Annotated in this window: 9 protein-coding genes; 6 read left to right on the plus strand and 3 right to left on the minus strand. The window is 40.4% G+C overall.

Annotation, left to right across the window (positions count from 1 at the left end):
* Positions 1-146 precede the first annotated feature (146 nt).
* From DDZ16_RS16945 to DDZ16_RS16970, 6 genes are all read left to right on the plus strand, one after another.
* Positions 147-2,363 (plus strand): TonB-dependent receptor, encoded by a 2,217-nt coding sequence (locus DDZ16_RS16945; RefSeq protein ID WP_109265679.1) that lies wholly within the window; start codon positions 147-149, stop codon positions 2,361-2,363.
* 153 nt (positions 2,364-2,516) lie between these two features.
* Positions 2,517-3,302 carry a Rossmann-like and DUF2520 domain-containing protein gene (locus DDZ16_RS16950; RefSeq protein ID WP_109265680.1) on the plus strand — a complete coding sequence of 262 codons (786 nt, stop codon included), beginning with the start codon at positions 2,517-2,519 and terminating at the stop codon, positions 3,300-3,302.
* A gap of 206 nt (positions 3,303-3,508) precedes the next feature.
* Entirely contained in the window at positions 3,509-4,024 is a 516-nt protein-coding gene (locus tag DDZ16_RS16955; protein ID WP_109265681.1) for a KdsC family phosphatase, read from the plus strand.
* Between the two features lie 164 nt (positions 4,025-4,188).
* The gene (locus DDZ16_RS16960; RefSeq protein ID WP_232526799.1) at positions 4,189-5,136 is read left to right on the plus strand and encodes a geranylgeranylglycerol-phosphate geranylgeranyltransferase; all 948 of its coding nucleotides are present in this window, start codon (positions 4,189-4,191) and stop codon (positions 5,134-5,136) included.
* 52 nt (positions 5,137-5,188) lie between these two features.
* Positions 5,189-5,782: a Maf family protein gene (locus DDZ16_RS16965; protein WP_109265682.1), complete on the plus strand. Its 594-nt coding sequence runs from the start codon at positions 5,189-5,191 to the stop codon at positions 5,780-5,782.
* 162 nt (positions 5,783-5,944) lie between these two features.
* On the plus strand, positions 5,945-8,110 hold the full coding sequence (locus DDZ16_RS16970; RefSeq protein WP_109265683.1) for a S46 family peptidase: 2,166 nt from the start codon (positions 5,945-5,947) through the stop codon (positions 8,108-8,110).
* Positions 8,111-8,398: 288 nt separating this feature from the next.
* On the opposite strand, the gene DDZ16_RS16975 is transcribed toward DDZ16_RS16970, so the two are convergent.
* From DDZ16_RS16975 to DDZ16_RS16985, 3 genes are all read right to left on the minus strand, one after another.
* Complete coding sequence (locus DDZ16_RS16975) at positions 8,399-9,091, minus strand: FkbM family methyltransferase (protein WP_109265684.1); 693 nt, start codon at positions 9,089-9,091, stop codon at positions 8,399-8,401.
* 264 nt (positions 9,092-9,355) lie between these two features.
* The gene (locus DDZ16_RS16980; RefSeq protein ID WP_109265685.1) at positions 9,356-10,198 is read right to left on the minus strand and encodes a phytoene/squalene synthase family protein; all 843 of its coding nucleotides are present in this window, start codon (positions 10,196-10,198) and stop codon (positions 9,356-9,358) included.
* Positions 10,195-11,658 carry a phytoene desaturase family protein gene (locus DDZ16_RS16985; RefSeq protein ID WP_109265686.1) on the minus strand — a complete coding sequence of 488 codons (1,464 nt, stop codon included), beginning with the start codon at positions 11,656-11,658 and terminating at the stop codon, positions 10,195-10,197. The genes DDZ16_RS16980 and DDZ16_RS16985 overlap by 4 nt, the downstream gene beginning before the upstream one ends.
* Between the last annotated feature and the right edge of the window lie 23 nt (positions 11,659-11,681).

Consider the following 11,681-nt stretch of genomic DNA (forward strand, 5'->3'; position numbering starts at 1 on the left):
AGGAGATTTTTACCTGAACTTCTCAAAACCTCTGTCCATCCTAAACTCAGATTAAATCTTATCAATTAAGAGTTATCTGCCTGTTTATTGAATTGAGAAGTTTAACGCAATTCAGAAAAATTCACAGACCACATTATATCCGTATTATGATGCTAAGATTTTTATTGATTGTTTTCTTATCAATCAACATACTTTCAGGTTCTACTCAATCCATTGAAGGAACCGTTTACGAACAAAACACAAAAGTACTTCCCGGTGCAAACATCCATTGGGAAGGAACCTCAACAGGTACAGTCACAGATAAAAATGGCCATTTCTCATTACCAAAAACAAACGAGACTCACACTCTTATTGTTAGCTTTACAGGTCTTCAATCTGACACCATTCATGTACTTGATAATCAAAACAATTTAAAGATCACTCTTGACAAAAACCAGGAACTGGATGAAGTCACTATTACAGGACGTGCATCAGGGGCCCACATATCAAGAACAGAGCCCGTTACCACCGTTAAAATCACAGAAGAGGAACTATGCCGGGCAGCCTGTTGCAGTCTTTCTGAAAGCTTTGAAACCAATGCTTCGGTAGATGTTTCTTATTCCGATGCAGCCACCGGAGCCAAACAAATAAAGCTCTTGGGACTTTCAGGAAAATACCTGCAAATGCTGACCGAAACAATGCCCAACTTTCGTGGCCTTGGAGCCACCTTCGGGTTTGAGTATGTTCCGGGAACCTGGATGGAATCTATTAAAATATCTAAAGGAGCTGCAACTGTAGTCAATGGTTATGAAGGATTGACCGGTCAAATTAATGTGGAATACAAAAAGCCAACGCATGAAGACAAACTGTTTTTAAACGGTTTTGCCAACTCCAAAGGGCGTTATGAGACCAATGCCAATACCCGTATTCACCTTGGAAACCATTGGAAAACCGCCATCCTGGCCCATGCATCTGCCATTGCCGTTGAAAATGATGAGAATAACGATGGCTTTCTGGATGACCCCATGACGCAAAAATACAGTCTCATGAATCGATGGGAATACCAAAATCCTGTAGCCCTCAACCTCCAACTTGGATTAAAAGTGGTTCAGGAAGAACGAACCGGTGGTCAGAAACGATTTGACCGGAATCTGCCCCACTCCTCTCAAGCTGCTTATGGAATTATAATCGACACCAAGCGCGTGGAAAGCTTTTTAAAAGCAGCCCGATATTTTGCAGATGATGAATCCACAAACTTATCAATGGTCAATAACATTTCTTACCACGAACAAGAATCTCTGTTTGGAAACAGAGTTTACAATGCAAAGCAGACCCATTTTCGATCGACTTTGATGTTCCAGTCCCAACTCATGCAAAACACCAGGCATAGTTACACAACCGGGCTGACCTATAAAATGGACATGCTCACTGAAAACTACTCCGGCAACAATATTATTGTTAAAAACCCGGGAATGGAAGAACATGTCAAAGGCCTGTTTTTCCAATATACCTGGAACATACCGGAAACATTTACCCTTATTGCAGGGATGAGAGCAGATCATAGTAACCTTTTTGATTTCTTTTTCACTCCACGGTTACACCTAAAATTTGAGATTGACGAATCGACAACTGTTAGAGGCTCTGCCGGTGCCGGTTACAGAACACCAAAAGTATTGGCTGAAAACAATTCGTTGCTTGCCTCTTCAAGAAGTTTTGTTGTGGATGAAACCATTGAACAGGAAAAAGGCTGGAATTACGGAGTCAATGTGGCCAAATATTTCTATCCCGGGGATAAAGAAGTGGCTTTTAATGTGGAGTTCTACCGGACCGATTTCCAAAACCGGTTAGTCATTGATTTTGATAAGTCGGCCCGGGAGTTGCATTTTTACAATTTAAAGGGCAGGTCATATGCCAACACATTCCAGGCCAGTCTATCATCAGAAATACTAAAAGGGTTGGATGTTTTACTGGCCTACCGTTTAAATGACACCCGTATAACCACTAATAATGACCTGCGGAAAAAAGCGCTTCAGAGCCGGAATAAGGGATTGGCCAACATTTCCTACGCCTCATCCAGAGGTAAATGGCAAATTGATTTCACAAGCCAGTTTAACGGCTCTGGTCGCTTGCCTTCAACAGCAGAAAATCCCATAGAACTGCAAAGAAACATTGAGTTTGACAGTTATACCATTCTCAACAGTCAGCTCACCCACAACCTTAAAAACTGGAGTTTTTACGGAGGTATTGAAAATCTCACTGACTTTGTACAGAAAAATCCGATTATTGATGCAGAATCACCTTTCAGTGACTATTTCGATTCTTCCATGGTTTGGGGCCCTATTATGGGAAGGCGGTTTTATTTGGGTTTCAGGTTTAGTATCTGAGAAAAATAAATGTTTTAATAATATTTAAACGGGTAGGGCTGTATTTTTAAAGCCAACCCGTTTTTTTGTTTTACCGCCCCCTAAGCCACTGTTTCTTTATCGCATTCCGGTTTTTTATTCTAAATTAGTGTTCTAATCAAATGCTGTTTTGAAATGACGCAAACCAATATCTCTTCAGTAGTGCTTTTCGGAACCGGGAATGTAGGCACTCATTTTGCAAAAGCCCTGATAGAATCAGGCATTGAACTCAAACAAATTTACAGCAGAAACCCCGACCATGCAAGGGAACTGGGCAGCAAAAAGAATGTCGTTGCCATATCTGACCTCAAAAAGGCAGATACCACAGCTGATTTGTGGATCATTTCGGTAACCGATGATGCCATCCCCGAAATACTAGACCAACTACCTGATTTCAATGGCATTGTAGCTCACACTGCCGGAAGTATTCCAATTGATATATTGTCTCGTTTTGAAAAAAGAGGCGTTTTCTATCCTTTTCAGACATTAAGCAAAGACCGTGCTGTAGATTACAATGAGGTGCCATTCCTGATTGAGGGCAGTGACCCGGAAACTACCCGCAAATTATTGAAGCTGGCCGGGATACTTTCGGAACGTGTCAGCGAAGCCGATTCATCTTTAAGAGCAACGTTGCATATTGCGGCGGTGCTGTCGTGTAACTTCGTCAACCATCTGTACACCCTTTCTGCAGATTTGCTTGAGGAAGGCGGACTCTCATTTAAATACTTAACACCTTTAATAAAAGAAACTACTCAAAAAGTCCTTTACATGCTTCCACAAAATGCCCAAACGGGCCCGGCAATTCGCAACGACAAGGCGGTAATAGACAAACATATCGAGAGATTGAGGGACAATCCATCTCTACAGGACATTTACCGTTTGCTCAGCCATGACATTTTGCAATACCACAAACGGGAATAAAGTGTTATTTTCGCCGAACAGACCCAACTATTTACAATCAATAGATCGTTAAACATGAGATATGAGACTATTCTTATAATATTGAGCTAATGCATATTAACACGAAAGATTATTCCTATGATCAATTGATTACGATTCTATTGTAAAAGTTTAACGAAGTATTCTACAAAATACGAATTCAAAAAACAGAAAAACAAATCAAAAATATGACCAATTTCAAAGAAGACCTGATGAAGGTAAAAGCTTTTGCTTTTGATGTTGATGGCGTATTATCGTGGCAGGTTATTCCGCTTCACCCTTCGGGAGAACCCATGAGGACAGCCAATATTAAGGACGGTTATGCCATTCAACTGGCTGTTAAGCTTGGTTACCCTGTGGCCATTATTACCGGTGGCAATACCGGTTCGGTAAAGACCAGATATTCAAATTTAGGAGTGCCGGATGTTTATATGGCTTCATCCAATAAAATGGTTGATTTCGAAGAATGGACTTCCAGGCATAACTTAAGTCCGGAAAATGTCCTGTACATGGGCGATGACCTGCCCGACTATCCGGTAATGAAAAAGGTTGGCGTTCCTGTTTGTCCGGCAGATGCTGTTGAAGAGATTAAATCGCTTTGTAAATACATCAGTCATGCTAAGGGTGGTGAAGGCTGCGTAAGAGACGTTATGGAGCAGGTGCTGCGTGCCCAGGGCAAATGGGGAACTGATTTTACCTGGTAGCTATTGGAGGCTGGAAGTCAGAGGTTAGAAATTAGAGACTGGAAGTTAGAGGTTGGAAGTCAGAATAAAAAAGTGTAGACGCTGGCTCTGCACTCACGTATCGAAATAATACCGTGAACAAGAAGCTCTTCACTCACAACATGAAAACCAAAAGTAAAAGAAACATGATGGCATTATTGAACCTGGTTCGTTACAAAAACCTGATCATTATTGTGTTGATGCAATGCTTACTGCGTTATGGATTATTAATTCCTGTGTTGCATTATTATGGTGTTTCTCCCGAACTAAGTCATATCAAATTCGGACTGCTGGTATTGGCTACCGTTTTACTGGCTGCATCTGGTTATGTTATCAACAATTATTTTGACGTCAGTATCGATCGCATCAACCGGCCATACAATGTTGTTGTAGGCCGGCAAATCCCCAGAAGGACAGCATTATTATTGCACGTAATCCTTACCATTACCGGAGTATTTATCGGACTGTTTCTGGCCTACATAACACGTAAGGAAAACTATGCCCTGATGTTTATTGTCATTCCCGGATTACTCTGGTATTATTCAACTACCCTGAAAAAGCAGGTTTTGGTAGGCAACCTTACAATAGCTCTTCTTACCGCCCTTGTTCCTTTTGTGGTAGTATCCATTGAATTTGCCACACTGGCCCGGGTTCATGGAGAAGCTATTTTACATTCCGAAGCTTGTTCCACCGCCTGGTTCTGGACCACAGGATTTGCCTTTTTTGCCTTCATTAGCACCATAATGCGTGAACTCATTAAAGACATGGAGGATATTGAAGGAGATAAAGAAGCGGGATGCCATACATTGCCTGTTGAAATGGGCATTGATTATTCGAGAACAGTTGTGATTATTCTGACCATTGCCTCTGTAACAGCTTTGTGGATCATTCTTTTTATGGTACCCCGCCTTTATGACAGTTATTTAACCTGGGGCTACTTCTTTGTTTTCTTAACCATACCCTACATATTATTGGCCTATAAAATATTTAAAGCCCGGACCAGAAGACAATTCCATCTCGCCAGTAATCTCAGTAAAATCATTATGTTGATGGGCATTTTATTCATTCTTGTTGCCCGAACTTTTTTTGTGTAAAGCAGTTTGAAATACAAAGCCCGTTTTTAAATCCGCAAAAGGTGTAATTTTAATGTTCCTTAAAAATCTTGATAAATACACAATCACATTGGCATCGGGCTCACCCCGTCGCCATGATTTATTAAAAAAAGCCGGCATTCATTTTAACATAGGCACAGGCAAAGATGTACCCGAAATAATACCGGAAAAAATACATGTGGATGATGTGCCATTGTACCTGGCAAGATTGAAATCTAATGCATGGCAAGATCTCTGGGAGCAAAAGAGTCAATTGGTCATTACTGCTGATACCATTGTCGCCCTTGATAATCAGGTAATCGGAAAGCCTGAAGACCGGGATGATGCCATTGAAATGCTGGAGAACCTTTCCGGACGATCGCACCGCGTTATAACCGGAGTCATTGCCCGGACTTCTGCTGAAGAAAAAGCATTTACAGATATCACCACTGTTCACTTTAAGCCTCTCAGCCGCGAACAAATCGAATATTACGTTGACCACTTCGAACCATTTGATAAAGCCGGCTCATACGGCATTCAGGAATGGATAGGCATAACCGGCATCAACCGCATTGAAGGAAGTTATTTCAATGTTATGGGTTTGCCCGTTTCAAGATTGGTTGATGAATTAGCAACGATAGACCGATAGAGATTACTGGATATTTAGAACTCTAAGAAAGAGATACATCATTGTTCAGAATTGGCTAAAAAAATTAGTCCATTTTTAGCAAAGCAAATCTATATCACAAACCAATAAAATCATTAAAAACACCTAAAATACATAGTTGTTGACCGTAAAAAACAATCAAAAATGAAGAAATTATTATTAGTACTAATCTCTCTTCATCTGGCATTTGCCTCATTTGCCAAGGAAGGGATGTGGATTCCGTTACTACTAGAAAAGTACAACATTGAAGAAATGCAGGAGATGGGCTTTCGGCTTACTGCAGAAGACATTTACAGCATCAATCAGGCAAGTATGAAAGATGCAGTAATGATTTTTGGCGGCGGGTGTACCGGAGAATTAATTTCCGACCAGGGCCTGATAATTACCAATCACCATTGTGGTTATTCTGCCATTCAATCACACAGTACCATAGAGAATGATTATCTGACCAATGGTTTTTGGGCAATGTCAAAAGAAGAGGAATTGCCCAACCCTGGACTGTCAGTTACTTTTTTGAAATACATGGAAGATGTTACAGACAGTGTTCTTGTGGGGGTTGAAGAATCCATGTCCATGAAGAAACGTGAAAAAGTAATTGATGAGAACATCAGCAAAATCAAAGAACGAGCTACCAAAGACAACCATTATACCGCCACAATAAAGCCTTTCTTCCATGGCAATCAATACTTCCTGTTTGTCAATGAAGTTTATAAAGACGTACGCCTGGTAGGAGCTCCTCCCTCAGCCATCGGTAAATTCGGAGGAGATACCGACAACTGGATGTGGCCCCGTCATACCGGTGATTTTTCAGTTTTCAGAATTTATGCCGATGAAAACAACGAACCTGCAGAGTACAGTGAAGAAAACAAACCTTTCATACCCAAAAAACATTTTCCTGTATCATTAAAGGGGATTGAGGAAGGCGACTTTACTATGGTATTCGGTTATCCGGGAAGCACCGATCAGTATGTACCTTCTTATCATCTAAAAATGCTCACAGAAAAAGTTTATCCTGAGCTAATTGAGATCCGTACCCACAAGCTTAATATTATGGATAAATATATGGAACAGGATCCCGGAGTACGTATTAAATATGCTGCAAAAAATGCAAGAGTATCCAATTCATGGAAAAGATGGCGTGGTGAAATAAGAGGTTTGGACATCCTTAACGCCCGGGAAAAGAAAAAAGCATATCAGGAGAAACTCATGCAATGGGTCAATAAAAACAGTGACCGGAAAGCCCATTATGGTCAAATTCTTAATGAATACAAGGATCTCTACGAAGAATTTGGCGATGTAAAACTGGCCCGGGATCTGCTACTTGAAGTAATTTACCGCAATGGTGTTGAAGTAGCTGAGGTTGCCTCTATGTTCCGGCCGCTTTTAAAGCTCTATGAAACAGAAGAGGATCCTGGAGAAGAAAAGATCAGTCAGGCAAAGGAGGAAGTTAAAAAGAAAATCAATGACTTTTTTAAAGACTATTACCAACCCATTGACAAAGAAGTGACAGCAGATATCCTATCCTTGTATTCGCAGAGTGTTAATCCGGAATTTCTACCTGATGTCTATCGCCGTATCAATGAAAAATTCAACAATGATTTCCAGGCCTATACTGAAAAGTTATTCCGCAAAACACTATTTGCTGACAAAACTTCAGCCCTTGCCCTTTTGGAAGGATTTTCGGAGAGAAGCATCAAAAAAGTAAGAAAAGATCCGGCCTGGAAGCTCTATAAAACATTTATGGAAACCTATCGGGATCAGCTTTACCCCCTTTACAACTCTCTGCGACAGAAAAATGACAGTCTGAACCGCATTTACATGAAGGCACAAATGGAATTTGAATCAGATAAAGTTTTTTATCCTGATGCCAATTTCACCCTTCGTGTAGGATATGGTAAAGTAAAAGGTTATGAAGCACGTGATGCCATTGAATATGAGCATCTAACCACTATCGAAGGCATTATGGAAAAAGACAACCCGGAAATTTATGACTACCGTGTGCCTGAGAAACTGAAAACGCTTTACCGACAAAAAGACTATGGCCGGTATGAAGTAGATGGCACCGTTCCTGTTTGCTTCCTTGCCACCAACCATACCACCGGAGGTAATTCAGGCAGTCCGGTTGTAAATGCCGAAGGCCATCTGATTGGTGTAAACTTCGACCGTGCCTGGGAAGGTGTTATGAGTGATTTGATGTTCAACCCTGAACAATGCCGGAATATTTCACTCGATATCCGCTATGCATTATTTATCATAGATAAGTTTGCGGGTGCAGGTTATCTTCTGGACGAAATGACGATCATTGAATAGATGAAATGAACGGCAAGAAAAGGCCCGGGAGTCAAACTAAAAAATAAATCCCGGGCTTTTTTTGCCAATACAAAAAGGTTAATTCAAATCAGGCAAAAGCCTGCTTTTCAAGCCAATTAGAACAATAGATCATTAGATTTTTAGATACCTGCCTGACGGCAGTCAGGTTAGATGCAAGACAATTCGTATAACGCTGAAAAACTGCACATTAACAAAAAGAAAAAATTCATATAATCAATTAATTACAAATCTATTGTAATCCCGATCCATCGGGATAACGGAGTATTGTTATACGAAATCCACATTAATAAAAGATAGTTCTCTGCAAGTATCAGATACGCCAAATATTTTAAACCCGGCCTCGTTAAGTAATTTAATCAGCTTTTTAGTTTTCTGCCTTCCATCCGGAAAAAGATCAGGATGAATTTCCAGCTGCAGCTGTTTTATTCGAATCTTATCTTTAACAATATCCGGGATCACATCATATTCGCCACCTTCAATATCCAACTTCAACAAGTCTATCTCCCCAATATCCTTTTCCTCCAGGATTGACACCAGCCTTTTCATCTGAACCTTGTAAGCGCTTTCCCTTGTTTGTTTATTTGGTACCACCGAACAGCTTACATGAACGGCGTCTTCCGGAGGATAAAAAAGCACTTCCCCATTCTGTGCGGCAAGTCCATAATTGGAAAAGGAAAGATTTTCGTTTTTCAGGAGATGTGGTTGAATAAATTCATTAACCCTTGGCGTTGGATCGAAAGTTTGTACTGAAACTTCTTTTTCCTCAATCAATGCCTGATCAAAACTGATATCCTCACCTACGCCAAACGAGAAAACTGTACTGCTGGCATCAAGAATCGGGAGATGCACATAAAAGCCTCCATAATTCGATCCAAGCCATGACTTTTCAATTTTCACCTGAGCATTTATGAATAGTTTTCTTGGACTGAGCCAGATTAAAAACTTTGTTATACCAGACATAGAACTTGATTTTGATAAAAACTAATATAATCAATCTTTACTAAAAGCCCAGAGGTAAATTATTAGATTTTGGATATATGCACCTGAGTTGAGATTAACAGTTCGAGGTAAAATTCGGCCCCTCCTGTATTCGATGCATCACAAAAACAAAGAAAAATAACAGAGCCAGAAACAAAGGTATAACTTCATCTCCGGCTCAAATCCCATTAAATTTCGCAGGCAAAAATATTATCATCGATTACAAAGAGCTAAAAATAATATTTATCAAACCTGTCCAAACTCATGCTTCATAACTCCCTGAAACAACAGCCCCATTTTAACCCAGTTGCTGACTCTGATTCTTCTGTGCATAATTGTTTTAGGAGGAGTCTCTTTAATTTTTCTGAATAGTTTGAGATAATAAATATAAGCGATGTAAACTCCGAGACGAGCTTCTTTTTTAAGCTTAACAATCCCTTTATAGGCTTCTTTAAAGTCTTGCTCAATTTCTTTTTCAATTTTCTCCTTCTGAACCAACGAGAAGTTAAACAAATCCACACCTGGAAAATAAGTTCTGCCACGTTCTTCGAGGTCTGATTGTACATCCCTCAGAAAGTTAACCTTCTGAAAAGCCTCACCCAACTTCCGTGCCGGATGTTTTAGTGCTTCATAGCCATCAGGATCATTTTTATAAAAAACCCTCAGGCACATAAGACCAACCACTTCGGCCGAGCCATAGATATAGGATATAAAATTTTGACGATCGTACTTTTTGTAGTCCAGATCCATGGCCATACTTTCAAAAAAGGCCTCTATCAATTCATTATCAATGCTGTATTTATTAACAGCCATCTGAAAACTATGCAAGATGGGATTGGTTGATATACCCTCATCGATAGCCATATAAGTCTCTTTTCTAAACCGTTGAAGCAATTCAGCTTTGTTATGATTGTGAAAAGTATCCACAATCTCATCGGCAAACCTTACAAATCCGTAGATAGCATAAACAGCTTCTCTCACCTCCGGTGCCAACAATTTTATTCCCAGCGAAAAACTGGTACTGTAACGCTTGGTAGTGCTTTTGCTGCACGCCAACGCATTCATGTTGTAAAGATCAATAGTGCTCATAAATTCATCTGTTCTACGGTTAATTTTGATCCGATCACTACCATCGGCAGTCCGGTACCAGGGGTTGTTGAAGCCCCGGTATAATAGAGATTACTGAATTTCTCATCCTTGTTAGATGGGCGCAGATATCCCATCTGTCCCATATTATGCCCCAATCCAAGACCGCTTCCACGGTGCAGGTCAAACATTTTCTCCCATTCCTTAGGTGTATAGATGGTTTGTGACAATCGATTTCCAATTAAATCATAATCAATCCTCTCCGAAAGATCTTTCAATATACCTTCAGTTATCTCCTCCCCATCACTCCAATCGGGTCGGAATCGAAGATCCGGAACCGGAACCAGAATGAATAAAGATTCACATCCTTCAGGGGCACTTTCGGGATTATGCCGCGACAATACATTGACATAGTAATAGGGTTTCTCCAGAGAAACCTCATTCTTAAACAGCTTATTGGCATAATCCTTAAAATTGGGCCCCAGGAAATAGTTGTGATGATGAACATGCGGTATTTTCCCCTTAATCCCTAAATAAATGGTTAACGGGGCCATTGTCCAACGCATTTGATCCAACTTTTCGGGCCTGAAGGCAGGTCGTCTCAGAATCTTTCCCCGAAAAAGAGCTGCATCAGCATTAACCACAAAATGATCGGCTTCCCACCGATTTCCATTTTTGTCAATTAAAGCTCTTAAGTGGCCGTTAATCGAGTCAAAATCAACAATAGTGGTATTGAAATGAAATTCAACACCCCTGCGCTTAAGTTCATCCATCAGGCCTTCTACGATCTTATACATTCCCCCCTTAACATTGTAATAGCCATCATGCTTCAGTTCAGTATACGACAACATCGTAAACACAGCCGGGGTATCAAAAGGTGTTCCTCCAAGAAAAAATGCCACAAGTGACAGAATCTCCTTCACTTCACGTGATTCAAAATGGTGTTCAACTTCACTCCAGAAAGACCTCATCAACTTCGGTGCATGTTTAAGAGGAACCTGAACCAAAGCCTGCAGGTATTCCCACCAATGATTAAAATTTCTTCTGATAATCAAATTTTCCGTATCATGGAAAAGAGCTCCTGTTGTTTGGAGGTATTTATTGAGTTTTTCTTCAAGATTGGGTTCTATGCCGTCAAACTCAGCAGCCAGTTTCTTTGGATCCTTATAAATTTTAAAAGTTTTGCCTGTATCAGCAAAATTAACGGCATACAATGGATCCAATTCATGAAATTCGAATGGTAATTCCCAGTCGCAGGAACGAGCCAGCTCATGAAATTCATAGCTCATACTGAAGAAGGAGGGCCCCATATCAAAAGTAAAACCATCCTTAGAGAGCTTATTGAGGCGACCGCCGGGCTGATGGAATTTTTCAACCACCTTAACCTGATGCCCTTTACTGGTAAGTCGCAAAGCAGTTGATAAACCACCAAGCCCTGCTCCTGTAATTAGAATTTTACTCATTCAAATCTATATTATATCGGTTG

Source organism: Marinilabilia rubra (assembly GCF_003121985.1).
In the GTDB taxonomy this organism is placed as follows: domain Bacteria; phylum Bacteroidota; class Bacteroidia; order Bacteroidales; family Marinilabiliaceae; genus Marinilabilia; species Marinilabilia rubra.

Excerpts from the sequence above, each read along its gene's own strand:
- DDZ16_RS16980 (WP_109265685.1), bottom strand. The coding sequence starts at position 10,198 with ATGAGCACTATTGATCTTTACAACATGAATGCGTTGGCGTGCAGCAAA.
- DDZ16_RS16955 (WP_109265681.1), top strand. The coding sequence starts at position 3,509 with ATGACCAATTTCAAAGAAGACCTGATGAAGGTAAAAGCTTTTGCTTTT.
- DDZ16_RS16950 (WP_109265680.1), top strand. The coding sequence starts at position 2,517 with ATGACGCAAACCAATATCTCTTCAGTAGTGCTTTTCGGAACCGGGAAT.
- DDZ16_RS16970 (WP_109265683.1), top strand. The coding sequence starts at position 5,945 with ATGAAGAAATTATTATTAGTACTAATCTCTCTTCATCTGGCATTTGCC.
- DDZ16_RS16975 (WP_109265684.1), bottom strand. The coding sequence starts at position 9,091 with ATGTCTGGTATAACAAAGTTTTTAATCTGGCTCAGTCCAAGAAAACTA.
- DDZ16_RS16945 (WP_109265679.1), top strand. The coding sequence starts at position 147 with ATGATGCTAAGATTTTTATTGATTGTTTTCTTATCAATCAACATACTT.
- DDZ16_RS16965 (WP_109265682.1), top strand. The coding sequence starts at position 5,189 with ATGTTCCTTAAAAATCTTGATAAATACACAATCACATTGGCATCGGGC.
- DDZ16_RS16985 (WP_109265686.1), bottom strand. The coding sequence starts at position 11,658 with ATGAGTAAAATTCTAATTACAGGAGCAGGGCTTGGTGGTTTATCAACT.
- DDZ16_RS16960 (WP_232526799.1), top strand. The coding sequence starts at position 4,189 with ATGATGGCATTATTGAACCTGGTTCGTTACAAAAACCTGATCATTATT.